Source organism: Ruegeria sp. BC1, assembly GCF_056539305.1.
On the sequence record NZ_JBQFUT010000007.1, the window covers coordinates 1 to 26054 of the forward strand.

The following is a 26054-nucleotide window of genomic DNA, read 5'->3' on the forward strand; positions in this document are numbered from 1 at the left end:
CGGCGCCGGCGTTGTGTCGAAAATCATCGAGTAAGCCGCAACCGCGACAACTCGTGAAAAGGGCGCCTCTCGGGCGCCCTTTTTGTTGGAATTTCTTGCGCCAGAAACAGTCTAATTCGTCCGGCGCGAAGAGATATTAGTCGTAGGCCGCGTCCACGATGAACTCCACTTTAAGCTCGGCCCGTGCCAGCTTGGCTTCGCCGCAGGCCCGCGCGGGTGCGTGACCGGCAGGAACCCAGGCATTCCAAACCTCGTTCAACCCGGCAAAATCCTTCATGTCCGCCAGCCAGATGGTCACGCGCAGCATTTTTTCACGTGAAGAGCCAGCCTGTACAAGCAGGGTGTCAATTTTTTCGAGGCAGATCCGAACCTGTTCCTGGATCGTTTCACCCTCGGCGACTTGCCCGGTCAGGTAGGCCACGCCGTTGTGTTTCACGATTTTTGAGGACCGTTCGCCGGTGTCGATACGTTCGATCATTAGAGAGTTCTCGCTTTATTGTATGAAATGATTGTTCATGGCCACAAGTCGCTGTCTATGGCAATTGGAAACTGATTGAGTGAACTTTTGAGCATTGGAACCGCTCCGATCGCAAATATGTGGTTTCCCTAAATTACCAGAATACCTGTTATTGCTTTGAATTATTCACCACTCCACGCGGCCGTTAAGAAGTAATAGGATTTCAAACTTGATTGTTTTCTGGTTGTCTCGACGGCTGCTGGGGGTGACTGTATGCTTTACAATCTATCACCCATATCCATTCAGGAGGTGTTTGCTTGATGAGAACATTGGAAGAAATTCAGTAGTTTATGGAAAATATCCTGTTTCTTTCGTTTATTCTTCTTGGCACTGGCATCGCCATTGTCCCCATTGCCGTATGGCTTGGGCTGGGGTCAGTTCTGGGTTTCCTGATTGCAGGGATGCTTCTTGGCCCTGTCCTGACTGGCTTGAATGTCGATGTCGAAAACATGGAGCATTTTGCAGAATTTGGCGTCGTCATGATGCTGTTTCTCATCGGGCTGGAATTGGCGCCAAGGAAGCTATGGGACTTGCGGCGCAGGCTGTTGGGATTGGGCGGTTTGCAACTGTTGTGCACGACCCTGGCGATTATGGGGCCGGTGATGGTGCTTGGCCAACAATGGCAGGTGGCGCTGACGATCGGACTGATCTTTTCTTTGTCGTCTACGGCCATCGTACTGCAAACATTGCACGAAAAAGGTTTGCTCATGAGCAGCGGCGGGCAATCGAGCTTTTCGGTTTTGTTGCTGCAAGACATCGCCGTGATCCCAATTCTTGCACTGTTACCGCTTTTGGCGCTGCCCGATCTTGCCGCGATGGGGCCCAGTTCCATTGGTCATGGGGCAACGACAAGCGCCGGGGTTTCTCTGAATCTCGTGCAAGACCTTTCTGGATGGCTTAGGGCGTTTGTTACGCTCGGCTCGATTGTGCTTGTCATTGTCGCCGGGTCATATTTGATCGGCTCGATCTTTCGATACGTTGAGTCCGCACATTTACCAGAGCTGCTGACGGCCATGGCGCTCACGATTGTCGTCGGCGTCGCAGTGCTGATGATGGTCGTCGGGCTAACACCGGCGCTCGGGGCATTTATTGCTGGTGTCGTGTTGGCCAACAGCGAATATCGCACTGCGCTTGAAAAAGAGATCACTCCGTTCAAGGGGCTGTTCCTGGGGCTGTTTTTTGTCAGCGTCGGGGCCTCGGTGAACTTCAGATTGATGGTCGATCACTTGGGTCTGGTGGTCTCGCTGACTTTGGGGGTGATGGCCATCAAGGCCGTGGTGCTTTTTGCGCTTGGTCGATTGTTTGGGGTATCCGGTGCGAGTAATTGGCTGTTTGCACTAGGAATGGCGCAGGCCGGAGAGTTTGGTTTTGTATTGCTGTCCTTCTCGGTCGCCACACATGTTCTGAGCGCCGATATGGCGCACACCTTGATCATAGTCGTTGCCTTGTCGATGGTGCTGACTCCGTTGTTCTTTCTTTTCTACGACAAGGTCATTGCGCCGCGGTATACGTCTCAACCGTCTGAGAGTTAGCGACACAGTAATCCTGGCCGAAGACACCGAGATGGTTTTGCCCAGTGACAACGTGCCGTTCGGCGTTGAGTTGATCGCAATGAAAAACGTCCAGCGCTTCGCTATCCGCGAAGGCGACCCGACCATCGGCGTAGTGCCGAAACTCATCGAGTAAGTCGCTCAGGCGAAATGCTGTGCAAAGGGAGTCCGTCAAGGCGCCTTTTTCATTTTCGGATTAGCTCATCTGGATGCTAACCTTTTTCACATTGAGACATTGCAATTAGAAAGAGGTCATAAGATGCACGTTTCGGCACGTTCAATCTGTCTTGTCGCAGCAATTGCTTTCTCATCTATCTCGGCCTCCGCGCAAGAAATTGCGGATCGCATTTATCTCGGCGGCCCAATCGTCACGATGGATGACGATGGTCCAACCGCCGAAGCGGTCGCTGTCAAAGATGGGCGCATTCTGGCTGTTGGATCGCTGTCTGATCTTTCTGCGCATCAGGGGGATGAAACGGAAACCTTCAATCTGAACGGGCGCGCAATGCTTCCGGGGTTTGTCGATAGCCACGGGCATGTCGTCATGGGGGGATTGCAGGCGTTGTCCGCCAACCTCCTCGCGCCGCCTGATGGAGAAGTTGTGGACATCGCCAGTCTGCAATCATCACTGTCCAACTGGGCGGCAGAAAATGCGGATGCTGTTGAACAAGTGAAAATGATCATCGGCTTCGGTTACGACAATGCTCAGCTAAAAGAACTGCGCCATCCGACGCGGCAGGATTTGAACGCGGTATCCGAAGATTTGCCCGTCATTATCATCCATCAATCCGGGCATATTGGGGTGGCAAACTCAAAAGCATTGGAATTGGCGGGTATTACTGCGGCTTCAGAGGCCCCTCCGGGTGGCGTGATTCAACGCGATGAGTCCGGAGAGCCAAATGGCGTTCTGGAAGAGTACGCGTTCTTTTCTGTCCTGGTGCCCATGTTGGGAAATCTGGGAGAGGAAGGTTTGGCGGCTTTCGCTCAGGCCGGGGCCAATCTCTGGGCCAAGTTTGGATATACGACCGGGCAAGAAGGCCGGTCTTCTGGCGAAATTGTCGAGGTTCTTAGGAAAGTCGGGGCAGAGCAGGGGCTTCCGATCGACGTAGTCGCCTTTCCGGACGTTCTGGAGTCGCGGGACTACATTGGTGCAAACACCTCCAAGACCTACGACCACCGTGTTCGAGTTGGAGGATGTAAGCTCACCATTGACGGGTCACCTCAGGGTTTCACGGCTTTGAGGGATCGACCCTACTACAATCCGGTTGGGAACTATGCTGCCGGATATGCTGGATATGCTGCGATCACGATGGAGCAACTGCAGGATGCTGTGAATTGGTGCTACGAAAATGGTCTCCAAATCCTTGTGCATTCTAATGGTGAAGGCGCTTCTGACAAGCTGATAGCTGCCCTCGAAGAAGCACAGATAAAGTATGGCGACCCCGGAAATCGTCCGGTTCTGATTCACGGTCAGTTTTTGAGAGAGGATCAGGTTGCAAGTTTCAAACGTCTCGGCGTTTTCCCGTCGCTTTTCCCGATGCACACATTCTACTGGGGCGATTGGCACCGCGATCACACCGTTGGGCCGGTTAATGCAGATAACATCTCACCTACAGGATGGTTACTTGAGCGGGATATGATGTTTGGCACACACCACGATGCCCCGGTGGCTTTTCCAGACAGCATGCGTGTTCTTGCTGCTACGGTCACCCGCCGCACGCGGTCAGGTGATATTCTGGGGCCGCATCAGAGGGTTGATGTCATGACCGCGCTGAAGGCCATGACGATCTGGCCCGCCTGGCAGCATTTCGAGGAAGATGAAAAGGGGTCGATTGAAGTTGGTAAAGTTGCGGACTTCGTGATCCTGTCTGATGATCCAACGGCGATTGATCCAGAGACACTGGCGGAACTCGAGGTGCTGGTGACCGTTAAAGGGGATGAGGTTGTTTATGAGGCTGAGGAAGGGGTCAAAGAGGGCAGTTTGCAGTTTTCGCCATTTTCAAACGACCCTGCGATTGCGCATCTTTTCATGCATGCGGTCTATCAGGGGATGAAGGTCGAAGACCCGTGGTTGGTGCGGAAATAATCTGGGTATCACCGCAGCAGTCTGGGTAGGTGTGGAGATGGTCATGTCCGGCGGCAACGTGACGTTCGGCATTACGCTTATCGCACCGATCACCATGGAAAACGGTCTGTGCTTGGCGATCCGCTAAGGCGACCGCACCGTCGGCGCCGGCGTTGTGTCGAAGAGCGCTGAATAATCATGACAGATCGGGCTTCAGCGCGATATATCGGTGAAACTAAAGAAGGCCGTCCCACATCGGGGCGGTCTTTCTTACAGTCTTGAAAATAAGCAGTTTTTGCGGCACTCTTCTCCTGCTTGTAGTTTGAGAAAGCTAGACTTCGACGGAAATGACAGTGTTTTTTACATCAAAGAAGCAGAACCCCATATCCGTTGGACTGGTCGGTGACGGTGATGAAATAGATTTACTCGAAGACTTCGAATCAATATTTCAGATTTCTTTCTCTGACAAAGAAGCCGAAGGAATTCTGGATCTGGGAGACGCAAACAAACTTATTTGTTCTAAACTACCGGCTGATCGCGAAAAGCAGATGAAATGCCTTACAGCGATGGCCTTCTACAGATTGAACCGCGCTACGCGCAACGTTGGGAAGACTTCCCCAAAGACCTCTTTTGTAGTGCCAGAAAGTTTAACTCCAAAAAAATTTCAAAAACAGCTCGAAAGCGAAAGCGATCTGAAACTAGATTTCTTAACACGACCCAGTTCCTGGGTGTCTGCTTTGGCCGTGCTACAATTTGTTTCTTGGATCGCAGCACTGTTTATTTTTTCGGAATTTAGTACCGTTCTGGCAATCATTCTGATTATTGGCATAACGCACTGCATTTGGCGATTGGCAGATAAATCTGATGGTCGGGTTTGGCAATTTGCGGGAACTGTCGAGGATCTGTGTAAACAGGCAGTAGAGACCAATTTCGGAAAACTGGTTTTGTTAGGCGGAAGATGGAGTGAAGCCGATGTGTGGAATTGCATGACATCGATTATCCAAAGCCATACGGGATTTCCTGCGAGCAAAATGGAACCCAACTTGAAGTTCATTTAGAGAAAGTGCTTCCGGGGTGAGTCCTTAAGCCTAAGACCTTTCATTTCCCCCTTGCCAAACCCCACTAACCCCACTAATACGCGCGAGTTCTCAGTAAGAACGTTAAGGCGGGGTGATTCCCGCCTTTTGGGTTCGAAGAGGGTTGGCGATGCGCGTCTGTCCTCCTCTCAACCTCAACGCCTGATAAAAGGCTGTTAATATGCAAAGCCAAAACATCCGTATTCGGCTGAAGGCATTTGACTATCGCGTTCTGGACGCCAGCACGCAAGAGATCGTCAACACTGCCAAGCGGACCGGCGCGAACGTGCGCGGCCCGATCCCGCTGCCGAACAAGATTGAGAAGTTCACGGTTCTCCGTGGCCCTCACGTTGACAAGAAATCCCGCGACCAGTTCGAGATCCGTACGCACAAGCGTCTGCTCGACATCGTTGATCCGACCCCCCAGACCGTTGACGCGCTGATGAAGCTCGACCTCGCTGCTGGTGTGGACGTCGAGATCAAGCTGCAGTCGTAAGATCGGAGGGTATTGATTATGCGCTCTGGTATTATCGCAAAAAAAGTTGGCATGACCCGCCTGTTCATGGAAGACGGCAAGCAGATCCCTGTGACCGTTCTTCACCTGGACAACCTGCAGGTCGTTGCACAGCGTACCGCTGACAAAGACGGCTACACCGCCGTTCAGCTGGGTGCCGGTGCTGCCAAGGCAAAACGCACCTCGAAAGCCATGCGCGGTCACTATGCCGCTGCCAAGGTTGAGCCCAAGCGTAAGCTGGCCGAGTTCCGCGTCTCTGAAGATGGCCTGATTGATGTGGGTGCCGAGATTTCGGCAGAACACTTCCTGGAAGGTCAGAAGGTTGACGTTTCGGGTACCTCGATCGGTAAAGGCTTTGCCGGTGCAATGAAGCGCCACAACTTCGGTGGTCTGCGCGCTTCGCACGGTGTTTCGATCAGCCACCGTTCGCACGGTTCGACCGGTCAGTGTCAGGACCCGGGCAAGGTGTTTAAAGGCAAGAAGATGGCCGGTCACATGGGTGCTGCCCGTGTTACCACCCAGAACCTGGAAGTCGTCAAAACCGACGCCGACCGGAACTTGGTCTTCATCAAAGGCGCCGTTCCCGGACCGAAATCGGGCTGGGTCACCGTCAAGGACGCCGTCAAGAAGAAAGCGCCCGAAGGTCTGCCTTTCCCGGCAGCCGTGAAAGGTGCAGCAACTGAAGCACCAGCGGAAGAAGCGCCCGCGGAAGGTGGTGAAGCATGAAACTTGATGTAATCAAACTGGACGGCGGCAAAGCCGGCAACATCGAGCTGGATGCGGACCTGTTCGGCCTAGAGCCGCGCGCGGACATCCTGCACCGTGTGGTCCGTTGGCAGCGCAACAACGCGCAGGCCGGCACCCACAAGGTCAAGACCCGCTCGGAAACCAGCTACTCGACCAAGAAGATCTATCGCCAAAAGGGCACCGGTGGCGCTCGCCATGGTGACCGCAACGCGCCGATCTTCCGCAAGGGTGGTATCTACAAGGGCCCAACCCCTCGTTCGCACGGCCACGACCTGCCGAAGAAGTTCCGCAAGCTTGGCCTGCGCCACGCTCTGTCGGCAAAAGCCAAGGCAGGAGAACTGGTTGTGATCGAGAACGCCGAAGCCGAAGGCAAGACCGCTGCTCTGGCCAAACAGGTTGCAAACCTAGGCTGGAAACGTGCTCTGGTCATCGACGGCGCGACCGTGAACGAAGGGTTCCTGAAAGCGTCCAAGAACATCGAAGGTCTGGATATCCTGCCGTCGATGGGCGCAAACGTCTATGACATCCTCAAGCGTGACACTCTGGTGCTCACCAAAGCGGCTGTCGAAGCACTGGAGGCTCGTCTGAAATGAGCGCGAAGGCAGAACACTACGACGTGATCCGCAAGCCGATCATCACCGAAAAGTCGACCATGGCGTCCGAAAACGGCGCGGTTGTCTTTGAAGTGGCGATTGACAGCAACAAGCCGCAGATCAAAGAGGCCGTTGAGGCGCTGTTTGGTGTGAAGGTCAAGGCGGTGAACACTACCGTGACCAAAGGCAAAGTCAAGCGGTTCCGCGGCCAGCTGGGCCGTCGCAAAGACGTCAAAAAAGCATATGTGACCCTGGAAGAGGGTAACACCATCGACGTGTCCACCGGTCTCTGATCGAAACACGCTTTGGAAAATGTTCAGGAAGCTCCCGCCTTGGCGGGAGCTTTCGTTATTTGGGTGTCGGGTTTTTGAAGGCTGCGGATCATGGGGCCGTTGAAAGGCTGTTGGACCAAGTCGAAGGTCCCTGCAAAGATTGGCTGTTTCGTTTGCAACGCAATGATCGGGGGCCGCCCCGTTCGATGCGCTGATGTGGCAAGCCAAAAGTAGCTTTGAGGTGCAGGGCTAGGAACGCACCTTCATGTTCCCGAAATTCTAATCGAAATTGCCGGTAGTGTATGCGAATACGGCTAGGCTGGGCAGTAAAACGGTAAGGCCTCGGAATGGGAAAGAAAACACGGGTTGTGTTCTTGCACCGCAAGGGGTTGAGCGGTTCGGGATCAAAAATAATGCGCTGTGACCAACTCAAGGATATTTGCGCGCGTTATCTGGACGACGACTTTGAGTTTTCGGTCCTCGCCCAGCGGCCTATTCGCACAGGAGCGGTACTCGACAAGACTTGCCGGGCGGTTCAGGACTGCATCGTCATACTGCTGAAAGGGACGCCAGCCCAGTTTGGCGATGAGGGTATGCAGCAGTTGAGCGAAAACGCCAGAGCTGTAGGTGTCGATTATGTCGATGCCAATGTGCGCAGTAGTTTTTCGAAACACGCCGATTTTCACATTGGGGCGTCGCATGTGGGATGCAGGATGCTGAAGGAACATATGGCTGTGTCAGGAGCAGAAGCAGGGAAGGGCCAGGTGGTACACCTGACCCATCACGCGGATCCCAGATTGGCCGGTATGCGAGGTGCTCAGGAAGGGGGGCTTGCCGTGGGGTATCTGGGGCACCCCGACAATGTTCATTTGCCGGGCGTTATCAAAGATCAGGTTCGGGTCCTGAGCTATGAAAAAGACAGCGTTATCGCAGACGCCTTTGAGGCGCTGAACCAACTCAACATGCACTATTGCGTGCGCTCCCAACGGAAAAGTGGAACAGAGAATACGGGCGTGGCCAAGCCATTCACCAAGGGGTTTACTGCCGCCACCCTTGGGGCCAATGTCATGACCCTAAGAGATACGGACGACGCCGAGCATTACCTGGGCGAGGATTACCCGTTTTTCGTAGACACGCCTGACGAGGCTGACATCAACGCGGCATTGGATCGGGCCAGAGACTTGTTTGGAACCTCGGTCTGGATTGAGGCTTTGGATAGAATGGCGCATGTTCGTGCGCAGGTGTCACCCGAGCGTGTGGCGCAGGAAATGGACAACATTCTTTCTGAATATGCCTAATTCCCACTTCAGTCGTTTTCGAGTTGAGAACGCGCAACTGCGATAAACTTGCACCAACCATCGGAACCGGCAAACGCCTGCATCTTTTCATGCAGCAAAGGGCCGTAAATCTCCCACATTTGCTTCCGCAATTCTTTGCCCTTCTGCGTGATCTGGAGGATCTTGCCGCGCCTGTCGATGTCGAGCTCAACTATTTCTATCAGACCCTCCTTCACCAAACGCCTTGTCAGATGAGACAGGTTCGACTGTTCGAAAATTGTATCTTTCACAAGTTCGAAAGGGCGTAGCCGCCCCCCTTGCCGTTCCAAAGACCAGAGCAGATCGTACCATTTCAAGGGTGGAAGTCCCGCGCGTTTGAGGGCGGCGCCAATCTCTGCCTGAACGATCCGAGTGGTTCTGTTCATCGCGACCCAGATGTCCGTCTCAAAGGGGGTAGGCAGATCGTCCTTCACAACTTCGTGCTCTTTCTAAATGTGTTTGCTGTTTTGCGTCTTTTCAAGTAGATGAAAATTCATCTAATTTCCAGCACCAACACGAAAAATAGGAGTTCCGCCATGACCCCCAAGTCAATGATCGCCGCAGTTGCTCTGAGCACGCTTGCCGTACCTGCCATTGCGCAAACATATAAAACCGATCAGGGGCACACCGAGGTCCGCTTCAACTGGAGCCATGCGGGTGTTTCGACCCAGCACGGAGAGTTTACCAAGGTCGACGGGGTGCTGGACTTGAACGCTGATGACGTCGAGGCCTCGACCCTGAACGTGACGATTGATGCCAGCAGCCTGTCTTCGGGCTTTGGGCCTTTGGACGATCACTTGAAATCCGCAGATTTCTTTGAGGTCGAAACCTATCCCGAGATCACCTTTGTCAGCACTGGGATCGAACGGACAGGTGACACCACGGCTGATGTGACCGGCGACCTGACCATCCACGGTGTGACCAAGCCCGTGACCCTGAAGGCCACGCTGACCCATCAGGGTGAGCACCCGCTGGGCAGCGCGATTGAATATTATGCTGGCGACTGGGTAGCCTTCTCGGCAACGGGTGAGATCGACCACATGGAATTCGGAGTGGGTCCATTCTCGACCGGACCGATTACGATCATGATCGACACCGAGATGAAAGCGGACGGGTGAAATTGCGGCCAAGCTTTGGAGGGGATGAAAACACGTGAACCCTCAGACAGCTAAAATTCATCGACGCGCCCACTGGTTTTTTTGATCGGATTTGTCTTTGAGTGGAAGGAAAACCCCCGTACGCGCGGGGGTGTTCTTTTTACATTATTCTTGCACTTCCCTCCCGTCCCGCGACCAATATTCTCGGGCGCTTTGAAGCCAAGAGGGGTGATTGAAGCGGAAGTGGGATTTTAAGACCCCTCGTGGGCCAAACTGGAAGATAACCCAGGTGCTGTGCTACAAAGGGCTTGAATGCTTGGCATGAGGTTCTCGGTGCTCATCGCTTTTCATCAGTCTAAGGTGCCAGAGCCGAGCTGCTTCAAAACGCTTTTCTAGTTAGAAAGTGTCTCGGTATGATTGAGTTTAGCAGGTCACCACTTTTAGATAATATTGCTGCTTGGCTGATGAATTGCGGTCTGCGCGATACTAAGGCCGAGGAAGTTGTTCAAGGCTTTGGTAATCGGTTGGTGTCCGCAGGCGTACCTGTTTCCCGGATCAATGTAGGAGGCATGGTCCTCCACCCAAATTTCGGTGCCTTGAATGTGCTTTGGACGGTTCGTGACGGCCAGGCTATCGCTGAATTAACGCCAAGAGACCGGCTTGCGACACCGGGGTTCCGCAATACTCCTTTTTTCGATTTGGCCCATCACGGAGAATCTTTCAGGCGATATAAATTGGAGGATGGGCCGACCGAGCCTAGTTTTCCGATCCTTGAAAACCTTCGATCAGACGGAGCGACCGACTACCTGGTTTTGTTTGAAAGCTACCATCGCGATGACGACAGTCGCTGGTCGGATTTCCCACCAGGAATGGAAGGCGTCATGATGTCGATTACAACTCGGCGCATCGGTGGTTTCAGCAATTCTGAAATCAGCTACATCAGGGCTCTCATGCCTGCTCTTGCGCTCGTGGTAAAAAATGCGCAATCGCGTATTTTAGCTCAGGGTCTGATGGACGCTTACTTGGGAAGCTATTCTGGAAACCGTGTCTTGGATGGCGTGATTGAGCGCGGCGACGGGGGGGCAATCGACTGCATATTGTTCTATTGCGACCTTAGAAATTCCAGTCGCATGGCAGAGAACATGCCTATGAACAAATATCTGGCGTTGATTAACGACTATTTTGACTGCACGGCCGGGGCAGTTGAGGACCATGGGGGTGAAGTCCTCAAATTTATAGGTGACGCGGTTATGGCAATCTTTCCGGTTGACGAAAAGTCGAGGCCAGCCGTCGACATGTGCCGAGCTGCCTTATCTTCAGTGTTGGATTGTTTGGCGCGTGCGAAGGAAAAGAACATCACGTGGGAAAAGCATGGTGGCAGAATAGAATTTGGCATTGCGCTGCACCGAGGGTCTGTAATGTACGGAAACGTTGGTACTGAACGCAGGTTGGATTTCACCACGATTGGACCGGCGGTTAATCAAGTCAATCGACTTGAAGGGCTGTGTAAGTTACTAAAAACACCTTTGGTGATGTCGTCGGAATTTGCGGCGGATGTCACAACACGGCTTGAACCGCTGGGGCGACACCAGTTGGCGGGCATGTCCCAATCCACGCAGGTCTTCACACTCCCGGAATATGCCTTGGCAGGTAGCGATACTGGGACGTTAAGCGATCCGAATGACCAATGTGCATGATTGGCAATCAGCCACCACGATTTTGCAGACTGCCGCGTAAGGTCTTGCCCCTACAAAGAAACCGTCAATCGTGCTGAAAGCTTTCACAAGAGCCGTGTATTTCTTCCTTTCCGTTTGGGCTGGGCAGGGGAATTGGAAAATCGGACTTCCCTATAGACACCCACCCGCAACCCTGTTACACGCTCCCAATCTTGCGGCCTCGGATTCGTTCCGGGGCCTCTGATATTTGTAACCGGGGACCTTCGGGGCCCTATACCCTTGGCACCTACGGGGGCCTATCACATAGCGGGGAATTCCCTGCACTTGCTAAACGGAAGACAGAAAGCATGGCACTCAAGTCGTACAAGCCGACGACGCCGGGCCAGCGCGGGCTGGTGCTGATCGACCGTTCGGAGCTTTGGAAAGGACGTCCGGTCAAGTCTCTCACTGAGGGTTTGACCAAATCGGGCGGCCGGAACAACACCGGACGGATCACTTCACGCCGCCGCGGCGGTGGCGCAAAGCGTCTCTACCGGATCGTTGACTTCAAACGGAATAAATTTGATGTCGCGGCAACCGTCGAGCGGATCGAATATGACCCGAACCGGACCGCATTCATCGCACTGGTAAAATACGAAGACGGCGAGCAGGCATACATCCTGGCTCCGCAGCGTCTGGCTGTTGGTGACAAAGTCATCGCGTCGGCAAAAGCTGACATCAAGCCGGGCAACGCAATGCCGTTCTCGGGCATGCCCATTGGTACCATCGTCCACAACATCGAGATGAAGCCTGGCAAAGGCGGTCAGATCGCACGTGCGGCCGGTACATACGCTCAGTTCGTTGGTCGCGATGGCGGCTACGCTCAGATCCGTCTGAGCTCGGGCGAGCTGCGCATGGTCCGTCAGGAATGCATGGCCACCGTCGGTGCCGTGTCCAACCCCGACAACTCGAACCAAAACCTCGGTAAAGCCGGTCGCATGCGCCACAAAGGCGTTCGTCCGTCGGTTCGTGGTGTTGCAATGAACCCGATCGATCACCCGCACGGTGGTGGTGAAGGTCGTACCTCGGGTGGCCGTACACCGGTTACGCCGTGGGGTAAGGACACCAAGGGTAAGCGTACCCGCAACAAGAACAAAGCGTCCCAGAAGCTGATCATCCGCTCGCGGCACGCCAAGAAGAAGGGACGTTAATCCATGTCTCGCTCTGTTTGGAAGGGTCCTTTCGTCGATGCTTACGTGCTGAAAAAAGCCGAAGCAGCGCGCGAGTCGGGCCGCAACGAAGTCATCAAAATCTGGTCGCGTCGTTCCACCATTCTGCCCCAGTTCGTGGGTCTGACCTTTGGTGTGTACAACGGTCAGAAACATATCCCCGTCAACGTCTCGGAAGACATGATCGGTCAGAAGTTCGGTGAATACTCACCGACCCGGACCTATTATGGCCACGCCGCAGACAAAAAAGCGAAGCGGAAGTAAGTCATGGGCAAGGAAAAGAACCCCCGCCGCGTGGCTGAAAACGAAGCAATGGCGAAAACGCGCATGCTTCGCACCAGCCCGCAGAAACTGAACCTGGTTGCGCAAATGATCCGCGGCAAGAAAGTTGAGAAGGCCCTGACCGACCTGACTTTCTCGAACAAGCGTGTCGCGCAGGACGTCAAGAAGTGCCTGCAGTCCGCAATCGCGAATGCCGAAAACAACCACAACCTGGACGTTGACGAACTGATCGTCGCCGAAGCATGGGTTGGCAAGAACCTGGTCATGAAGCGCGGTCGTCCGCGTGCCCGTGGCCGTTTCGGCAAGATCATGAAGCCGTTCTCGGAGATCACCATCAAGGTGCGTCAAGTTGAGGAGCAAGCCTAATGGGTCATAAAGTAAATCCGATCGGCATGCGCCTGCAGGTCAACCGCACCTGGGACAGCCGCTGGTACGCCGACACCAAGGACTACGGTGATCTTCTGTTGGAAGACCTCAAGATCCGTGAGTTCATCAACAAAGAGTGCAAGCAGGCCGGTGTTGCCCGTGTGATCATCGAACGTCCGCACAAGAAGTGCCGCGTTACGATCCACACCGCGCGCCCCGGTGTCATCATTGGCAAGAAAGGTGCGGACATCGAAGTTCTGCGCAAGAAAATTGCCCTGATGACTGACAGCGAACTGCACCTGAACATCGTCGAAGTGCGCAAGCCCGAGCTTGACGCGCAGCTGGTTGCCGAGTCCATCGCTCAGCAGCTGGAGCGCCGTGTCTCGTTCCGCCGCGCGATGAAACGGTCGGTTCAGAACGCCATGCGCATGGGCGCCCTGGGTATCCGGGTGAACGTCGCTGGTCGTCTGGGCGGTGCCGAAATCGCACGGACCGAGTGGTACCGCGAAGGCCGCGTGCCTCTGCACACCCTGCGCGCCGACATCGATTACGCACATGCCGAAGCGATGACCCCCTACGGGATCATCGGGATCAAGGTCTGGATCTTCAAAGGTGAGATCATGGAGCACGATCCGCAGGCACGTGACCGTAAAGCACAGGAACTCCAAGACGGCCCTGCACCTCGTGGTGCTGGTGGCGGTCGTCGCTAAGGAGGGAAAGATATGCTTCAACCAAAGCGTACTAAATTCCGCAAGATGCACAAAGGCCGGATCAAGGGTCTCGCCAAGGGCGGCTCTGACCTGAACTTTGGCACCTACGGCCTGAAAGCTCTTGAGCCTGAGCGTGTAACTGCACGCCAGATCGAAGCTGCACGTCGTGCCATGACGCGTCACATGAAGCGTCAGGGCCGCGTCTGGATCCGCATCTTCCCCGACACTCCGGTCACTGCAAAGCCGATCGAAGTTCGTATGGGTAAAGGTAAAGGTTCGGTCGACCGCTGGGCATGCAAAGTCAAGCCTGGCCGCGTGATGTTCGAGATCGACGGCGTCAATGACGACATCGCCCGCGAGGCCCTGCGCCTGGCTGCGATGAAGCTGCCGATCAAGACCCGCGTCGTGGTTCGCGAAGACTGGTAAGCGATTGGGGGAAACCCCGTTCGTGACAAGATTGACCCCCGTCGGGAAACCGGCGGGGGTTTTCTTTTATGATCCAGACAGCCGCGAAAAAAGTCGACGTGTGGCCAAAGCCTTCCTAGGCTGCGTTGAAGATTGGGAGGGTTCTATGGTTGAGCTGCGCAAGAAGGTGTTCGTCAAGGAAGTCATAACCACGGATCAATTGGGTCAACCCTGTGACCCGATCAGTCGTGTTGCGGTCATGGCAGTCATTCGGAATCCTCTTGCAGGAACGTTTTCAGAGGATTTGTCCGAGTTGTTCGATATCGGTGGCTCGCTGGGCGCGGAACTTGCCGCTGAGGTGGCGGCACAGCTGGACGGACCGCCGGTCTCATACGGCAAAGCCGCGATCATCGGCATGAACGGTGACCTTGAGCAGGGTGGGGCGGTGATCCACCCCAAGCTAGGGGCGCCCATCCGCTCAGCAGTTGGTGGTGGCGAGGCAGTGATACCATCTAATGCCAAGCTTGGGGGGCCGGGCTGTGCGATTGACCTGCCGCTGGGGCATAAGGATAACCCGTGGTCGTTTGACCATTTCGATACGATGACGCTGAGCGTTCCCGATGCGCCAAAACCGGATGAGATCGTTTTGTGTCTGGCCTATTCCGATGGCGGTCGACCGATACCACGCTGTGGCAAAGGGCCCATCAAGACGTAACGGATCAACATAGGCTGGTTTTGTCCAAGGGGCTGGGGTATGCCCGGCCCATGGCACAGATTGAATCACTCTTCGTAACCCGTCTTTACCGCGCCGCCTTGTCCGAGTTTGATCCCAAAATCGACGCGGAGGAACTGGAAAGCTCCTGCCTTGTCATTGCCGAGGATGACGAGGCCGGGCAGGAATGGTGCGAGGAAAACGGCTATCCCGGCTATACCAGCTATGCCTCGCTGACTGATCTGCCCTGGCGCTTCCCGATCTTTGCGGATCTGGTCGCGGCACTGGATCAGCACGTGGCCGCCTTTGCCAAGGATTTGGAGTTCGATCTGGGTGATGGCGAGCTAAAGCTGGAAGACCTCTGGATCAACATCCTGCCCGAAGGCGGCATGCACTCCAGCCACCTGCACCCGCACAGCGTGATCTCGGGCACGACCTATGTGGCGATGCCCGAAGGGGCGAGTGCGCTGAAACTGGAAGACCCCCGCTCAGGCCGCATGATGGCCGCACCGACGCGCCTGAAAGGCGGACGGCGGGATCTGCAGCCGTTCATATATATGAAGCCAAAGGTAGGCGACGTGCTGCTGTGGGAAAGCTGGCTACGCCACGAAGTGCCGATGAACATGGCCGAGGAAGAGCGGATCAGTGTCAGCTTTAACTATAAGTGGGAATGATCACCTGCTTAGTGCTTCCTAGGGGTGCAAGAGTGATTTGCTCCCCTCAGATTATTCAGTCTGAACATCACTTTGTTGCGTCGCCGAAGTGCGTCGTTGCTCGTCGTGCCAGTCCTCGTATAAATCGGCCCCCTCGCCAACTAAATTGAAGAACGCGAGCGCGGCCAGCGTCAATCCCAATGCGCCGAGGTCGCCCTTGTTTGCAATGAACAAATACCAAGCGTACCAAATCAAATAGACGATACTGACCACGTTAATGGCTACAAGAATTTCAAACGTTGTTGGCAGCCCCAAAATTTTAAGTATTGTCGAAAAACCCACAAGTAAGCCTTCTTAGTCGAGTATTGATCAGAAGGTCTTCGTACCATAGTTGAGTAAACTTTCCAGAGTTCAACTATCAGTCACAGCATGCGTGTTTTAGTGCGGCATCGGTGGCTTGTTGCGGTGGCCGGAAATTAGTTGCCAAACTTTCCCTTGCCACCTACACCCCAAACCCCTATAGAGCGGCATCCTGCGATCTCCCGGCGTTGTCGGGCGATTCGTATGTCTATCATTCATCCACCAGGTCCAAGGTGACCCTGTCAGGGGGCCTTCTGGTGTTTTGAGCAAAGGAAAAAGGCGATGAACGCCCAAGAACTGCGTGACAAGACCCCGGACCAGCTCCGCGAGGAACTGGCCAACCTGAAGAAAGAAAGCTTTAACCTGCGCTTTCAACAGGCAACCGGTCAGCTGGAAAACACTGCTGGTATCAAAGCGGCCCGCCGCAATGCTGCCCGCGTCAAAACCATTCTGAACGAAAAGGCCGCTGCTGCGGCATCCGAGGAGTAATCAGATGCCCAAGCGTATCCTGTCCGGCACCGTAACCAGCGATGCAAACGAGCAGACCGTAACCGTACTGGTCGAGCGCCGCTTTAAGCACCCGCTGCTGCACAAAACCGTTCGTAAGTCCAAGAAGTACCGGGCTCACGACGAAAAGAACGCCTTCAAGGTCGGCGACACCGTACGCATCATCGAATGCGCGCCGAAATCGAAGACGAAACGTTGGGAAGTTCTGGAAGCGTAAGCTTCCGGGATTTTTCTATTTGTCGAAACCCTGGGGGATCTAACCAGACCAGCCCCCACAGGTCGGGAGAAACCACATGATCCAGATGCAGACCAATCTGGATGTCGCTGACAACTCCGGCGCACGCCGAGTTCAGTGCATCAAGGTCCTGGGTGGTTCCAAGCGTAAATACGCCTCCGTCGGCGACATCATTGTCGTCTCGGTGAAGGAAGCCATTCCGCGCGGCCGCGTAAAGAAAGGTGACGTCCGTAAGGCCGTCGTCGTACGCACCGCCAAGGAAGTCCGTCGCGAAGACGGCACCGCGATCCGTTTCGATCGCAACGCCGCCGTCATCCTGAACAACAACAACGAGCCCGTAGGTACCCGTATCTTTGGCCCCGTTGTTCGCGAACTGCGCGGCAAGAACTTCATGAAAATCATCTCGCTGGCTCCGGAGGTGCTGTAATCATGGCTGCTAAACTCCGCAAAGGCGACAAGGTCGTCGTGCTGGCCGGCAAGGACAAGGGCAAAGAGGGAACCATTACCTCGGTTGACCCAAAAGCCGGTAAAGCTGTTGTCGATGGTATTAACATCGCCATCCGCCACACCCGCCAGTCGCAAACCTCGCAAGGTGGCCGCCTGCCTCAGGCGAACCCGATCGAGCTGTCGAACCTGGCTCTGTTGGACAAGAACGGTAAAGCAACCCGCGTTGGCTTCCGCATGGAAGGTGACAAGAAAGTGCGCTTCGCCAAGACCACAGGGGACGTGATCGATGCTTGATAACCCAACCTACACCCCGCGTCTGAAAGCTCAGTACGCCGAGACAATCCGGGCCGCTCTGAAAGAAGAGTTCGGCTACAAGAACGACATGCAGCTACCCAAGCTGGAAAAAATCGTTCTGAACATCGGCTGTGGTTCTGAGGCGGTCAAAGACTCGAAGAAAGCCAAAGCGGCTGTCGAGGATCTGACCACAATTGCCGGTCAGAAGGCCGTTGCAACCAAGGCGAAGAAGTCGATCGCGGGTTTCCGCGTCCGTGAAGACATGCCGCTGGGTGCGAAAGTAACCCTGCGCGGCGACCGGATGTACGAATTCCTGGATCGTCTGATCACTATCGCGCTGCCGCGCGTTCGTGACTTCCGCGGTGTTAAGCCTTCTTTCGATGGTCAGGGCAATTTTGCCATGGGCATGAAAGAGCACATCGTGTTCCCGGAAATCGACTTCGACAAGGTCGACGAGGTTTGGGGCATGGACATCGTAATTGCCACCACAGCGAAGACCGACGCTGAAGCAAAGGCACTGTTGAAAGCATTCAACATGCCGTTCAACGCGTAAGCGCCGGAAGGATTGAGACATGGCTAAAAAAGCAATGATCGAACGCGAAAAGAAGCGCGAACGCCTGGTGGCCAAATATGCCGCAAAGCGTGCCGAGCTGAAAGAAATCGCGAATGACGAGAGCCGCCCGATGGAAGAGCGCTTCAAAGCGCGTCTGAAACTGGCGAAACTGCCGCGCAACAGCTCGGCTACCCGTCTGCACAACCGTTGTCAGCTGACCGGTCGTCCTCACGCTTACTACCGTAAGCTGAAGGTCAGCCGTATCGCGCTGCGCGAGCTGGGTTCTGCTGGTCAGATCCCCGGCATGGTGAAATCGAGCTGGTAAGGGAGACATAGATATGAACGATCCTATCGGCGATATGCTCACCCGTATCCGCAACGCGCAAATGCGCGGCAAGTCCACCGTTTCCACCCCGGCTTCCAAGCTGCGCGGTTGGGTGCTGGACGTGCTGGCGGACGAAGGTTACATCCGTGGCTATGAAAACACGACCGGTGAAAACGGTCATCCGGCCATCGAAATCAGCCTGAAATACTACGAAGGCACCCCTGTCATTCGCGAGCTGAAGCGGGTCTCGAAGCCCGGTCGTCGCGTGTACATGGGCGTCAATGACATCCCGCAGGTCCGTCAGGGTCTGGGCGTGTCGATTGTCAGCACTCCGAAAGGTGTGATGTCGGACGCAAACGCTCGCTCCAACAATGTTGGCGGCGAAGTGCTCTGCACCGTCTTCTAAGGAGGTCTGCAATGTCTCGTATTGGTAAAAAACCGGTCGAGCTGCCCAGTGGCGTTTCCGCCTCTGTGTCGGGTCAGACCATCGAAGTCAAAGGTCCGAAAGGCACCCGCAGCTTCACCGCAACTGACGACGTGACCCTGTCGGTCGAAGACAACGTGGTCAAAATCGACCCGCGTGGTTCGTCCAAGCGTGCGCGTCAGCAGTGGGGCATGAGCCGCACCATGGTTGCCAACTTGGTTGAAGGCGTCACCAACGGCTTCAAAAAAGAGTTGGAGATCCAAGGTGTTGGTTACCGGGCTCAGATGCAGGGCAACACCCTGAAGCTGAACCTGGGTTACAGCCACGATGTTGATTTCGTTGCTCCGGAAGGTGTCACCATCGCCGCACCGAAGCAGACCGAGATCGTTGTGGAAGGTATCGACCAGCAGCAGGTGGGCGAAGTCGCGGCCAAAATCCGCGAATGGCGCCGTCCCGAGCCGTACAAAGGCAAGGGCATCCGCTATAAGGGCGAGTTCATCTTCCGCAAGGAAGGCAAGAAGAAGTAAGGACGCAGACAATGGCAAACAGCAAAAGAACCCTGTTTCTGAAGCGCCGCCTGCGCGTTCGGAACAAACTTCGCAAAGTCAACGCGGGCCGTGTACGCCTGTCGGTTCACCGTTCGAACAAGAACATCAGCGTTCAGCTGATCGACGACGTTCGTGGTGTAACCCTGGCATCGGCCTCGACCCTGGAAAAAGATCTGGGTGTTGTTGGCAAGAACAACGTCGAAGCGGCCACCAAAGTGGGCGCGGCCATCGCCGAGCGTGCCAAGAAGGCAGGCGTCGAAGAGGCCTATTTCGATCGTGGTGGCTTCCTGTTCCACGGCAAGGTGAAGGCAGTTGCCGACGCTGCGCGTGAAGGTGGTCTGAAGATCTAAGACTTGCGGGCGGGTTTCGATCCGCCCCGATGATCCGGGGGCCTCGGCAGCAGTCGGGGCTCACTTGGATTGAACTAAACGGCGCCATGCGCCACATGAGAAAAGGGATGCCAAGATGGCAGAACGTGAAAACCGTCGGGGCCGTGGCCGCGACCGTGAAGAAGCACCGGAATTTGCAGATCGTCTGGTCGCAATCAACCGTGTGTCGAAAACCGTAAAAGGTGGTAAGCGCTTTGGCTTCGCCGCTCTGGTGGTTGTTGGCGATCAGAAAGGCCGCGTCGGCTTTGGCAAAGGTAAAGCTAAAGAAGTACCTGAGGCCATCCGTAAGGCGACCGAACAAGCCAAGCGTCAGATGATCCGCGTGCAGCTGCGCGAAGGTCGTACCCTGCACCACGACATCGAGGGCCGTCACGGCGCCGGTAAAGTGGTTATGCGTACCGCACCTGAAGGTACTGGTATCATCGCCGGTGGTCCGATGCGTGCCGTGTTCGAAATGCTAGGCGTTAAGGACGTTGTGTCCAAGTCGCTGGGCTCGCAGAACCCGTACAACATGATCCGTGCCACCATCAACGGTCTGCAAAAAGAGCAGAGCCCGCGTTCGGTTGCCGCACGTCGTGGTAAAAAAGTTGCTGACATCCTGCCCAAGCGGGACGAAGCCCCTGCGGCCGAAGCGCCTGCTGAAGCCGAAGCGTAAGGAGAGCGACCAATGGCAAAAACCATCGTCGTCAAGCAGATCGGTTCCCCGATCCGCCGCCCCGCCGAACAGCGCGCAACCCTGATCGGTCTGGGCCTGAACAAGATGCATAAAACCCGTGAGCTGGAGGACACTCCTTCGGTCCGCGGCATGATCAACAAGATCCCGCATCTGGTAGAGATCGTCGAAGAGCGCGGCTAAGCGCAATTTCGAAGACTTTGAAACGCCTCCGACTTGCTCGGGGGCGTTTTTTTATCGAAAAACAGTACCTAATAGGACGGAAGGTCTGTAACGGCGGACCAAGCTTCGGGTTCTGTGATTTGAGAGTGAAATTCGCGCTTAAGAAATCGTTTTTAAGCGTTTCAAACGAACAGCGACCTGCTGATGTGACGGGACGCAGGCAATATACTCGTATTCAAACTCCGAAGTATGGATAAACTCCTGAAACGCTTTGAATTCGTGTTGCTCCCAACCTGGATAGTTCAGGTACTCATTGAAGGCGATAATAACTTCATCAGCAAAATGAGGCCCGAGTTCCGCGAAAATTGTTTTAGTGGAGCTATAAAGATCGCAGTCAATATGAAGAAAGCCGATGGATGATGTGAGTTTGCTTGCAAACTCTGGCAGGGTTTCGTCGAACCAACCTTTGATCAAGGTTACATTGGGCTGCACCTTTGGCAATTCTGCCCGCGCAAATGCGCCTGTTTCAAATCCTTCCCGCCACCGTTCAGGAAGTCCTTCAAAGCTGTCAAAACCGTAAACTTTTGCGTCAGGTACCTGTTTAGCAATAATATTGATGGATCGGCCTGAGAAGACGCCAAACTCCAGAAACAGGCTTCTGTGTGAAGTCTGCTCTACGCAGAAACGCAAGAAACGAGCGAGTCGCAGAAACTGCTTTGACGCGGACATGTGGGCGTTGAAGTATTGAGCGGAAGAACGTGCTGCCTCAAGCTGAGCAACTTCAACAAGGTTATAGGTTTTGTCAGATGGCTCTCTGCCCCGATCTCCCTCTGAATGCTTGGCGGACAGTTCGTCGATTTTTTCTTCCAGTGTTTTGACGTGCTGACGCAGATTGCGTAGCTCAGTCTTCAGATCATAATCAGCATTGGGTGGCTCGATAGTGTCTGTCTGAGTCAGCTTTCTTCTTTTCTCAGCAGGTTTGAGAGTTTTTTCAGGTGGAGCTTTCTTCATGGCAATTACACGATGGACCAAGGCAGGTCTTTGGAAACACAGTTGTTGAACGGTGACAACCCCACTCTACTGTCACTGCAACGGCTGGAGGCCTTTGTTTCGAATTTGTGTGACGAAACTGAAAGGTGGTTTTCAACGGCTTCTGACCCAGGGCTTGTAAGTTATGCAAAGCCAGATCTTAAATACCATACTCACGTGCCATTCCCCAAACGCATATCGGCTAGACCGAAACTTCCATTGTTGGCGGTAGTGACCGCGCCTATCTCACCCCTGTCCAATCAAGGAACGAACAAGCACTTCGGGGAATGCGCCCCGATATCGAAAGGAATTGAGATATGGCACACACAGCAACACTGACACATGGCGGCTTCAACCTGACCGCCCGTTTTGCAAACTTGGTCGAGCGCGTCAAAGAAGCTCGCGCACGGTCGGTTGAATACAACCGCACATACGGCGAATTGCAAAGCCTGACCAACCGCGAACTGGACGATATCGGCGTTCGCCGCTGCGATATCGCGGACATCGCGCACAAGCACGTTTACTGCAAGTAAACTCCCCACCACTCACTTGCGAAGGGGCGCCATTCGGGCGCCTCTTTTGCATTTAAGGGCGCTTGAGCGGGCAAGGGCACAACAAACCTTGCAACCGAAGGCACAAAGCTGTACTGCGCTCCGGTGGCTTTATGTCCACGAGAATCAAAACCAAGAAATGCCGCGTTTGGCCCATCACGCTTCGGGGGTCATATCCGGCTTAGGAGAAGCGAAATGAAACTGAACGAATTGCGCGACAATCCCGGCGCCAGCCCGAAACGCACCCGCGTTGGCCGTGGTCCCGGTTCCGGCAAAGGTAAAATGGGTGGCCGTGGTATTAAAGGCCAGAAATCCCGTTCGGGTGTGGCCATCAACGGCTACGAAGGTGGCCAGATGCCGCTGTACCAACGCCTGCCCAAGCGTGGTTTCAACAAGCCCAACCGCAAGGCCTTCGCCGTTATCAACCTGGGCCTGATCCAGAAGTTCGTCGACGCCGGCAAGCTGGACGCGAAAGCAGCGATCACCGAGGACGCCCTGGTTGCATCCGGTCTGGTGCGCCGCAAGCTGGACGGTATCCGTGTTCTGGCCAAAGGTGAAATCAGCGCCAAGGTGAACCTGGAAGTAACTGGTGCTTCGAAAGCTGCCGTAGAGGCAGTTGAAAAAGCGGGCGGTTCACTGACGGTCACAAAAGCTGCTGCGGCAGAGTAAGCGCTTGTGAGCGGGCGAAGACCCGCTTACATAGACCTCAGAGTTTTCCCAGACGCCGCCCGAGCCGGAAAACGGTTCCGGGCGGTGTTTTCATAAGAGAGACCGATTTATGGTATCAGCAGCAGAACAAATGGCAGCCAACACAAGCTGGTCTGCCCTTGGCAAAGCCACCGATCTGCGCAACCGCATCCTGTTCACGCTCGCATTGCTGATCGTCTATCGTTTGGGCACCTTTATTCCGGTGCCGGGGATCGACGGACAAGCGCTGCGTGAGTTCATGGAGCAGGCGGGGCAAGGCATCGGCGGCATGGTTTCGATGTTCACCGGCGGGGCGCTGGGGCGGATGGGTATCTTTGCCCTCGGCATCATGCCTTACATTTCAGCCTCGATCATCGTGCAGCTGCTGACATCTATGGTTCCCGCGCTCGAACAGCTCAAGAAAGAGGGCGAGCAGGGCCGCAAGAAGATCAACCAATATACTCGTTTCGGCACCGTGGCGCTGGCCACCGTACAGGCCTATGGTCTGGCCGTTTCGCTGGAATCGGGCGATCTGGCGACCGATCCGGGCATGTTCTTCCGTCTGTCGACCATGATTACGCTGGTTGGCGGCACCATGTTCCTGATGTGGTTGGGTGAACAGATCACCGCACGCGGCATAGGCAACGGCATCTCTCTTATCATTTTTGTCGGCATTATCGCCGAGGTTCCGGCTGCTTTGGCCCAGTTCTTTGCATCGGGTCGTTCAGGTGCGATCAGCCCCGCTGTGATCGTGGGTGTGATCGTGATGGTCATTGCGGTGATCACCTTCGTGGTGTTCATGGAACGCGCCCTGCGCAAGATCCACATCCAATACCCGCGCCGTCAGGCCGGTATGAAGATCTATGAGGGCGGCTCCAGCCACCTGCCGGTCAAAGTGAACCCGGCAGGCGTGATCCCGGCGATCTTTGCGAGCTCGCTTTTGTTGTTGCCGGTGACGATCTCGACCTTCTCGTCGGGTGCAACCAGTGGGCCGGTCATGTCGTGGCTGCTGGCCAACTTTGGCCCCGGTCAGCCGCTGTACCTGCTGTTCTTCGCAACGATGATCGTGTTCTTTGCGTATTTCTACACGTTCAACGTGTCGTTCAAACCGGATGACGTTGCAGACAATCTGAAAAAGCAGAACGGCTTTGTACCCGGCATCCGCCCAGGCAAGAAAACCGCCGAATATCTGGAATACGTAGTCAACCGCGTGCTGGTCCTGGGTTCTGCCTACCTGGCGGCGGTCTGTCTGTTGCCTGAAATCCTTCGGAACCAGTTTGCCATTCCGTTCTATTTTGGTGGGACCTCGGTTCTGATCATCGTCTCTGTTACCATGGATACGATCCAACAGGTTCAGAGCCACCTGCTGGCGCACCAATACGAAGGGCTGATCGAAAAGTCCCAACTGCGCGGCAAAGGTAAGAAACGCGGCAGGAAGGGACCCTCTCGTCGATGAATATCATTTTGTTGGGCCCCCCGGGGGCGGGTAAAGGAACGCAGGCGCGTCATCTGGTGGAAACACGCGGCATGGTGCAGTTGAGCACTGGAGACATGCTGCGTGAGGCCAAAACCAGCGGAACCGAAATGGGCCAGAAGGTTGCCGCGATCATGGACGCGGGCAAGCTGGTCACTGACGAGATCGTGATCGGCCTGATCGAAGAGAAACTGACCACCGAAAAAGGTGCCGGTTTCATCTTTGACGGTTTCCCGCGCACGCTGGCGCAAGCGGATGCACTGGCGGCTCTGCTGACTAAGCTGGGCCAGTCGCTGCACACTGTGATCGAAATGCGTGTGGATGACGACGCTCTGGTCGGCCGGATTACGGCGCGGTCAACCTGCGGCGGCTGCGGTGAGGTTTATAACGACATCACCAAGCCTATTCCTGCAGATGGCAAATGCACGAATTGCGGTAAGGAAAATGACTTCCAGCGCCGTGCGGACGACAACGAAGACAGCCTTCGTACACGTCTTATGGAATACTACAAAAAGACCTCACCGCTGATCGGCTACTACTATGCCAAGGGTGATCTGCGCCCGGTCAACGGACTGGCCGATATCAAGGAAGTCACCGCGTCGATTGAGGCGATTCTGGGCTGACTTCAGGTAGGGGCTTGACGGCCCCTTCAAAAGCCCATATCGACCCCCATCCCTTTGGGGAATCAAGACCGCATGCGGGATTCGTCCCAATTGCCCCGACCACCTCGAATAATGCTGGACCCGCTGGCCTCACTGCCATGGTCAAGCGTTGTGAAAAAAGGTTCTGGAGTTACGGAACCGCAACGAAAAGGAAAGTGACACGTGGCACGTATTGCCGGCGTAAACATCCCGACTGCAAAGCGGGTACCAATCGCCCTCACATATATCACCGGTATCGGCAACACCTCGGCCAAAGCGATCTGCGAAGCCGTGGGCATTGAAGCGCATCGTCGCGTCAACGAACTGTCCGACGCCGAAGTTCTGGCCATCCGCGAGCACATCGACGCCAACTTCACCGTTGAAGGTGACCTGCGTCGTGAAGTTCAGATGAACGTCAAGCGCCTGATGGACCTGGGCTGCTATCGCGGTCTGCGTCACCGCCGCAACCTGCCGGTTCGCGGTCAGCGCACCCACACCAACGCTCGTACCCGCAAAGGCCCCGCAAAGGCCATCGCTGGTAAGAAGAAATAAGGGAGGGTCTGACTGATGGCACGCGATAAGACTCGCATCAAGCGCAAAGAGCGTAAGAACATCGCATCGGGCGTTGCCCATGTGAACTCGACCTTCAACAACACCAAGATCCTGATCTCGGACGTACAGGGCAACGCGATCTCGTGGTCGTCTGCCGGTACCATGGGCTTCAAGGGATCGCGGAAATCGACACCCTACGCCGCTCAGATGGCTGCAGAAGATGCAGGCAAGAAGGCGCAGGAACATGGCGTCAAGACGCTGGAAGTCGAAGTTCAGGGCCCAGGTTCGGGTCGTGAATCGGCTCTGCGCGCACTGGCTGCCGTGGGCTTCAACATCACGTCGATCCGCGACGTGACACCGATCGCTCACAACGGCTGCCGTCCGCCGAAGCGTCGTCGCGTCTAAGCGATTTTGAATTGAGCTGGGGCTGTGTTTTTGCACGGC

The 26054-nt window shown here is 55.1% G+C and carries 39 protein-coding genes; 35 read left to right on the forward strand and 4 right to left on the reverse strand.

The window, feature by feature from the left end:
- Positions 1-136: 136 nt before the first annotated feature.
- Positions 137-478 carry a RidA family protein gene (locus ACR0IY_RS14760; protein WP_480674567.1) on the reverse strand — a complete coding sequence of 114 codons (342 nt, stop codon included), beginning with the start codon at positions 476-478 and terminating at the stop codon, positions 137-139.
- Between the two features lie 329 nt (positions 479-807).
- Here ACR0IY_RS14760 and ACR0IY_RS14765 point away from each other — a divergent pair, with 329 nt between their 5' ends.
- The 9 genes from ACR0IY_RS14765 to ACR0IY_RS14805 all read left to right on the forward strand — a co-directional run bounded on the left by ACR0IY_RS14765 (position 808) and on the right by ACR0IY_RS14805 (position 8632).
- A complete protein-coding gene (locus ACR0IY_RS14765) occupies positions 808-2049 on the forward strand; it encodes a cation:proton antiporter domain-containing protein (protein WP_480674569.1) in 1242 nt (413 codons plus the stop codon).
- Between the two features lie 31 nt (positions 2050-2080).
- Positions 2081-2203: a hypothetical protein gene (locus ACR0IY_RS14770; RefSeq protein WP_480674570.1), complete on the forward strand. Its 123-nt coding sequence runs from the start codon at positions 2081-2083 to the stop codon at positions 2201-2203.
- 123 nt (positions 2204-2326) lie between these two features.
- Positions 2327-4153, forward strand: a complete 1827-nt coding sequence (locus ACR0IY_RS14775) for an amidohydrolase (RefSeq protein WP_480674572.1) — start codon at positions 2327-2329, stop codon at positions 4151-4153.
- Between the two features lie 332 nt (positions 4154-4485).
- Positions 4486-5190, forward strand: a complete 705-nt coding sequence (locus ACR0IY_RS14780; RefSeq protein WP_480674574.1) for a hypothetical protein — start codon at positions 4486-4488, stop codon at positions 5188-5190.
- 199 nt (positions 5191-5389) lie between these two features.
- Positions 5390-5704: a 30S ribosomal protein S10 gene (gene rpsJ, locus ACR0IY_RS14785; protein WP_008756422.1), complete on the forward strand. Its 315-nt coding sequence runs from the start codon at positions 5390-5392 to the stop codon at positions 5702-5704.
- 18 nt (positions 5705-5722) lie between these two features.
- Positions 5723-6448 carry a 50S ribosomal protein L3 gene (gene rplC / locus ACR0IY_RS14790; RefSeq protein WP_170389921.1) on the forward strand — a complete coding sequence of 242 codons (726 nt, stop codon included), beginning with the start codon at positions 5723-5725 and terminating at the stop codon, positions 6446-6448.
- Positions 6445-7062 carry a 50S ribosomal protein L4 gene (gene rplD / locus ACR0IY_RS14795; RefSeq protein ID WP_170694153.1) on the forward strand — a complete coding sequence of 206 codons (618 nt, stop codon included), beginning with the start codon at positions 6445-6447 and terminating at the stop codon, positions 7060-7062. Before rplC ends, rplD begins: the two co-directional genes overlap by 4 nt.
- Positions 7059-7355: a 50S ribosomal protein L23 gene (locus ACR0IY_RS14800; protein WP_008757532.1), complete on the forward strand. Its 297-nt coding sequence runs from the start codon at positions 7059-7061 to the stop codon at positions 7353-7355. The genes rplD and ACR0IY_RS14800 overlap by 4 nt, the downstream gene beginning before the upstream one ends.
- Positions 7356-7747: 392 nt before the next feature.
- Entirely contained in the window at positions 7748-8632 is an 885-nt protein-coding gene (locus ACR0IY_RS14805; RefSeq protein WP_480674577.1) for a hypothetical protein, read from the forward strand.
- Positions 8633-8640: 8 nt separating this feature from the next.
- Here ACR0IY_RS14805 and ACR0IY_RS14810 read toward each other — a convergent pair whose 3' ends face one another.
- On the reverse strand, positions 8641-9084 hold the full coding sequence (locus ACR0IY_RS14810; RefSeq protein WP_480674579.1) for a MarR family winged helix-turn-helix transcriptional regulator: 444 nt from the start codon (positions 9082-9084) through the stop codon (positions 8641-8643).
- A gap of 102 nt (positions 9085-9186) precedes the next feature.
- Here ACR0IY_RS14810 and ACR0IY_RS14815 point away from each other — a divergent pair, with 102 nt between their 5' ends.
- The 9 genes from ACR0IY_RS14815 to ACR0IY_RS14855 all read left to right on the forward strand — a co-directional run bounded on the left by ACR0IY_RS14815 (position 9187) and on the right by ACR0IY_RS14855 (position 15780).
- The gene (locus ACR0IY_RS14815; RefSeq protein WP_480674580.1) at positions 9187-9768 is read left to right on the forward strand and encodes a YceI family protein; all 582 of its coding nucleotides are present in this window, start codon (positions 9187-9189) and stop codon (positions 9766-9768) included.
- A 392-nt stretch (positions 9769-10160) separates the two neighbouring features.
- Positions 10161-11444, forward strand: coding sequence for an adenylate/guanylate cyclase domain-containing protein (locus ACR0IY_RS14820; RefSeq protein WP_480674582.1), 1284 nt, complete (start codon positions 10161-10163; stop codon positions 11442-11444).
- A gap of 326 nt (positions 11445-11770) precedes the next feature.
- Positions 11771-12613, forward strand: coding sequence for a 50S ribosomal protein L2 (gene rplB, locus ACR0IY_RS14825; protein WP_170356688.1), 843 nt, complete (start codon positions 11771-11773; stop codon positions 12611-12613).
- Positions 12614-12616: 3 nt separating this feature from the next.
- Positions 12617-12895, forward strand: a complete 279-nt coding sequence (rpsS, locus tag ACR0IY_RS14830) for a 30S ribosomal protein S19 (protein ID WP_005980699.1) — start codon at positions 12617-12619, stop codon at positions 12893-12895.
- A 3-nt stretch (positions 12896-12898) separates the two neighbouring features.
- A complete protein-coding gene (gene rplV / locus ACR0IY_RS14835) occupies positions 12899-13279 on the forward strand; it encodes a 50S ribosomal protein L22 (protein ID WP_039538267.1) in 381 nt (126 codons plus the stop codon).
- A complete protein-coding gene (gene rpsC, locus ACR0IY_RS14840; protein ID WP_010437060.1) occupies positions 13279-13989 on the forward strand; it encodes a 30S ribosomal protein S3 in 711 nt (236 codons plus the stop codon). The genes rplV and rpsC overlap by 1 nt, the downstream gene beginning before the upstream one ends.
- Before the next feature lie 12 nt (positions 13990-14001).
- A complete protein-coding gene (gene rplP / locus ACR0IY_RS14845; protein WP_058283513.1) occupies positions 14002-14415 on the forward strand; it encodes a 50S ribosomal protein L16 in 414 nt (137 codons plus the stop codon).
- A gap of 145 nt (positions 14416-14560) precedes the next feature.
- Complete coding sequence (locus tag ACR0IY_RS14850; protein WP_480674584.1) at positions 14561-15109, forward strand: amino acid synthesis family protein; 549 nt, start codon at positions 14561-14563, stop codon at positions 15107-15109.
- 50 nt (positions 15110-15159) lie between these two features.
- Positions 15160-15780 (forward strand): 2OG-Fe(II) oxygenase family protein, encoded by a 621-nt coding sequence (locus ACR0IY_RS14855; RefSeq protein ID WP_480674586.1) that lies wholly within the window; start codon positions 15160-15162, stop codon positions 15778-15780.
- A gap of 51 nt (positions 15781-15831) precedes the next feature.
- Here ACR0IY_RS14855 and ACR0IY_RS14860 read toward each other — a convergent pair whose 3' ends face one another.
- Entirely contained in the window at positions 15832-16101 is a 270-nt protein-coding gene (locus tag ACR0IY_RS14860) for a hypothetical protein (RefSeq protein ID WP_480674587.1), read from the reverse strand.
- 300 nt (positions 16102-16401) lie between these two features.
- Between ACR0IY_RS14860 and rpmC the strand changes: the two genes are divergently transcribed.
- The 11 genes from rpmC to rpmD all read left to right on the forward strand — a co-directional run bounded on the left by rpmC (position 16402) and on the right by rpmD (position 20697).
- Complete coding sequence (gene rpmC / locus ACR0IY_RS14865) at positions 16402-16608, forward strand: 50S ribosomal protein L29 (RefSeq protein ID WP_010437082.1); 207 nt, start codon at positions 16402-16404, stop codon at positions 16606-16608.
- A 4-nt stretch (positions 16609-16612) separates the two neighbouring features.
- Entirely contained in the window at positions 16613-16843 is a 231-nt protein-coding gene (rpsQ, locus tag ACR0IY_RS14870) for a 30S ribosomal protein S17 (RefSeq protein ID WP_170495397.1), read from the forward strand.
- 76 nt (positions 16844-16919) lie between these two features.
- Positions 16920-17288, forward strand: a complete 369-nt coding sequence (gene rplN, locus ACR0IY_RS14875) for a 50S ribosomal protein L14 (RefSeq protein ID WP_008757934.1) — start codon at positions 16920-16922, stop codon at positions 17286-17288.
- Positions 17289-17290: 2 nt separating this feature from the next.
- A complete protein-coding gene (gene rplX, locus ACR0IY_RS14880; protein ID WP_010437096.1) occupies positions 17291-17602 on the forward strand; it encodes a 50S ribosomal protein L24 in 312 nt (103 codons plus the stop codon).
- Complete coding sequence (gene rplE, locus ACR0IY_RS14885) at positions 17595-18155, forward strand: 50S ribosomal protein L5 (protein WP_480674590.1); 561 nt, start codon at positions 17595-17597, stop codon at positions 18153-18155. Before rplX ends, rplE begins: the two co-directional genes overlap by 8 nt.
- Positions 18156-18174: 19 nt before the next feature.
- Positions 18175-18480, forward strand: coding sequence for a 30S ribosomal protein S14 (gene rpsN / locus ACR0IY_RS14890; protein WP_068340744.1), 306 nt, complete (start codon positions 18175-18177; stop codon positions 18478-18480).
- Positions 18481-18493: 13 nt separating this feature from the next.
- Positions 18494-18886: a 30S ribosomal protein S8 gene (rpsH, locus tag ACR0IY_RS14895; RefSeq protein ID WP_155148687.1), complete on the forward strand. Its 393-nt coding sequence runs from the start codon at positions 18494-18496 to the stop codon at positions 18884-18886.
- A gap of 11 nt (positions 18887-18897) precedes the next feature.
- On the forward strand, positions 18898-19431 hold the full coding sequence (gene rplF, locus ACR0IY_RS14900; RefSeq protein ID WP_480674592.1) for a 50S ribosomal protein L6: 534 nt from the start codon (positions 18898-18900) through the stop codon (positions 19429-19431).
- An 11-nt stretch (positions 19432-19442) separates the two neighbouring features.
- Positions 19443-19802: a 50S ribosomal protein L18 gene (gene rplR / locus ACR0IY_RS14905; RefSeq protein WP_039523386.1), complete on the forward strand. Its 360-nt coding sequence runs from the start codon at positions 19443-19445 to the stop codon at positions 19800-19802.
- A 115-nt stretch (positions 19803-19917) separates the two neighbouring features.
- Entirely contained in the window at positions 19918-20496 is a 579-nt protein-coding gene (gene rpsE, locus ACR0IY_RS14910; RefSeq protein ID WP_039523389.1) for a 30S ribosomal protein S5, read from the forward strand.
- 12 nt (positions 20497-20508) lie between these two features.
- Positions 20509-20697 carry a 50S ribosomal protein L30 gene (gene rpmD, locus ACR0IY_RS14915; RefSeq protein WP_005621828.1) on the forward strand — a complete coding sequence of 63 codons (189 nt, stop codon included), beginning with the start codon at positions 20509-20511 and terminating at the stop codon, positions 20695-20697.
- Between the two features lie 138 nt (positions 20698-20835).
- Here the strand turns inward: rpmD and ACR0IY_RS14920 are convergent, their stop codons facing one another.
- Positions 20836-21687 carry a class I SAM-dependent methyltransferase gene (locus ACR0IY_RS14920; RefSeq protein WP_480674594.1) on the reverse strand — a complete coding sequence of 284 codons (852 nt, stop codon included), beginning with the start codon at positions 21685-21687 and terminating at the stop codon, positions 20836-20838.
- Between the two features lie 335 nt (positions 21688-22022).
- On the opposite strand from ACR0IY_RS14920, the gene ACR0IY_RS14925 reads away from it, so the two are divergent.
- The 6 genes from ACR0IY_RS14925 to rpsK all read left to right on the forward strand — a co-directional run bounded on the left by ACR0IY_RS14925 (position 22023) and on the right by rpsK (position 26015).
- Positions 22023-22238: a DUF1127 domain-containing protein gene (locus ACR0IY_RS14925; RefSeq protein ID WP_480674596.1), complete on the forward strand. Its 216-nt coding sequence runs from the start codon at positions 22023-22025 to the stop codon at positions 22236-22238.
- Positions 22239-22451: 213 nt separating this feature from the next.
- Complete coding sequence (rplO, locus tag ACR0IY_RS14930) at positions 22452-22925, forward strand: 50S ribosomal protein L15 (RefSeq protein WP_480674598.1); 474 nt, start codon at positions 22452-22454, stop codon at positions 22923-22925.
- A 109-nt stretch (positions 22926-23034) separates the two neighbouring features.
- Positions 23035-24399, forward strand: a complete 1365-nt coding sequence (gene secY, locus ACR0IY_RS14935) for a preprotein translocase subunit SecY (RefSeq protein ID WP_480674600.1) — start codon at positions 23035-23037, stop codon at positions 24397-24399.
- The gene (locus tag ACR0IY_RS14940) at positions 24396-25040 is read left to right on the forward strand and encodes an adenylate kinase (protein WP_480674602.1); all 645 of its coding nucleotides are present in this window, start codon (positions 24396-24398) and stop codon (positions 25038-25040) included. The genes secY and ACR0IY_RS14940 overlap by 4 nt, the downstream gene beginning before the upstream one ends.
- 201 nt (positions 25041-25241) lie before the next feature.
- Positions 25242-25610: a 30S ribosomal protein S13 gene (gene rpsM, locus ACR0IY_RS14945; protein WP_008757392.1), complete on the forward strand. Its 369-nt coding sequence runs from the start codon at positions 25242-25244 to the stop codon at positions 25608-25610.
- Positions 25611-25625: 15 nt separating this feature from the next.
- Positions 25626-26015, forward strand: coding sequence for a 30S ribosomal protein S11 (gene rpsK / locus ACR0IY_RS14950; RefSeq protein ID WP_170462414.1), 390 nt, complete (start codon positions 25626-25628; stop codon positions 26013-26015).
- Positions 26016-26054: the final 39 nt, after the last annotated feature.

Coding starts and splice junctions, on each gene's coding strand:
- ACR0IY_RS14760 (WP_480674567.1), bottom strand. CDS start 478: ATGATCGAACGTATCGACACCGGCGAACGGTCCTCAAAAATCGTGAAA.
- ACR0IY_RS14765 (WP_480674569.1), top strand. CDS start 808: ATGGAAAATATCCTGTTTCTTTCGTTTATTCTTCTTGGCACTGGCATC.
- ACR0IY_RS14770 (WP_480674570.1), top strand. CDS start 2,081: ATGGTTTTGCCCAGTGACAACGTGCCGTTCGGCGTTGAGTTGATCGCA.
- ACR0IY_RS14775 (WP_480674572.1), top strand. CDS start 2,327: ATGCACGTTTCGGCACGTTCAATCTGTCTTGTCGCAGCAATTGCTTTC.
- rpsJ (WP_008756422.1), top strand. CDS start 5,390: ATGCAAAGCCAAAACATCCGTATTCGGCTGAAGGCATTTGACTATCGC.
- rplC (WP_170389921.1), top strand. CDS start 5,723: ATGCGCTCTGGTATTATCGCAAAAAAAGTTGGCATGACCCGCCTGTTC.
- rplD (WP_170694153.1), top strand. CDS start 6,445: ATGAAACTTGATGTAATCAAACTGGACGGCGGCAAAGCCGGCAACATC.
- ACR0IY_RS14800 (WP_008757532.1), top strand. CDS start 7,059: ATGAGCGCGAAGGCAGAACACTACGACGTGATCCGCAAGCCGATCATC.
- ACR0IY_RS14805 (WP_480674577.1), top strand. CDS start 7,748: ATGCGCTGTGACCAACTCAAGGATATTTGCGCGCGTTATCTGGACGAC.
- ACR0IY_RS14815 (WP_480674580.1), top strand. CDS start 9,187: ATGACCCCCAAGTCAATGATCGCCGCAGTTGCTCTGAGCACGCTTGCC.
- ACR0IY_RS14820 (WP_480674582.1), top strand. CDS start 10,161: ATGATTGAGTTTAGCAGGTCACCACTTTTAGATAATATTGCTGCTTGG.
- rplB (WP_170356688.1), top strand. CDS start 11,771: ATGGCACTCAAGTCGTACAAGCCGACGACGCCGGGCCAGCGCGGGCTG.
- rpsS (WP_005980699.1), top strand. CDS start 12,617: ATGTCTCGCTCTGTTTGGAAGGGTCCTTTCGTCGATGCTTACGTGCTG.
- rplV (WP_039538267.1), top strand. CDS start 12,899: ATGGGCAAGGAAAAGAACCCCCGCCGCGTGGCTGAAAACGAAGCAATG.
- rpsC (WP_010437060.1), top strand. CDS start 13,279: ATGGGTCATAAAGTAAATCCGATCGGCATGCGCCTGCAGGTCAACCGC.
- rplP (WP_058283513.1), top strand. CDS start 14,002: ATGCTTCAACCAAAGCGTACTAAATTCCGCAAGATGCACAAAGGCCGG.
- ACR0IY_RS14850 (WP_480674584.1), top strand. CDS start 14,561: ATGGTTGAGCTGCGCAAGAAGGTGTTCGTCAAGGAAGTCATAACCACG.
- ACR0IY_RS14855 (WP_480674586.1), top strand. CDS start 15,160: ATGGCACAGATTGAATCACTCTTCGTAACCCGTCTTTACCGCGCCGCC.
- rpmC (WP_010437082.1), top strand. CDS start 16,402: ATGAACGCCCAAGAACTGCGTGACAAGACCCCGGACCAGCTCCGCGAG.
- rpsQ (WP_170495397.1), top strand. CDS start 16,613: ATGCCCAAGCGTATCCTGTCCGGCACCGTAACCAGCGATGCAAACGAG.
- rplN (WP_008757934.1), top strand. CDS start 16,920: ATGATCCAGATGCAGACCAATCTGGATGTCGCTGACAACTCCGGCGCA.
- rplX (WP_010437096.1), top strand. CDS start 17,291: ATGGCTGCTAAACTCCGCAAAGGCGACAAGGTCGTCGTGCTGGCCGGC.
- rplE (WP_480674590.1), top strand. CDS start 17,595: ATGCTTGATAACCCAACCTACACCCCGCGTCTGAAAGCTCAGTACGCC.
- rpsN (WP_068340744.1), top strand. CDS start 18,175: ATGGCTAAAAAAGCAATGATCGAACGCGAAAAGAAGCGCGAACGCCTG.
- rpsH (WP_155148687.1), top strand. CDS start 18,494: ATGAACGATCCTATCGGCGATATGCTCACCCGTATCCGCAACGCGCAA.
- rplF (WP_480674592.1), top strand. CDS start 18,898: ATGTCTCGTATTGGTAAAAAACCGGTCGAGCTGCCCAGTGGCGTTTCC.
- rplR (WP_039523386.1), top strand. CDS start 19,443: ATGGCAAACAGCAAAAGAACCCTGTTTCTGAAGCGCCGCCTGCGCGTT.
- rpsE (WP_039523389.1), top strand. CDS start 19,918: ATGGCAGAACGTGAAAACCGTCGGGGCCGTGGCCGCGACCGTGAAGAA.
- rpmD (WP_005621828.1), top strand. CDS start 20,509: ATGGCAAAAACCATCGTCGTCAAGCAGATCGGTTCCCCGATCCGCCGC.
- ACR0IY_RS14920 (WP_480674594.1), bottom strand. CDS start 21,687: ATGAAGAAAGCTCCACCTGAAAAAACTCTCAAACCTGCTGAGAAAAGA.
- ACR0IY_RS14925 (WP_480674596.1), top strand. CDS start 22,023: ATGGCACACACAGCAACACTGACACATGGCGGCTTCAACCTGACCGCC.
- rplO (WP_480674598.1), top strand. CDS start 22,452: ATGAAACTGAACGAATTGCGCGACAATCCCGGCGCCAGCCCGAAACGC.
- secY (WP_480674600.1), top strand. CDS start 23,035: ATGGTATCAGCAGCAGAACAAATGGCAGCCAACACAAGCTGGTCTGCC.
- ACR0IY_RS14940 (WP_480674602.1), top strand. CDS start 24,396: ATGAATATCATTTTGTTGGGCCCCCCGGGGGCGGGTAAAGGAACGCAG.
- rpsK (WP_170462414.1), top strand. CDS start 25,626: ATGGCACGCGATAAGACTCGCATCAAGCGCAAAGAGCGTAAGAACATC.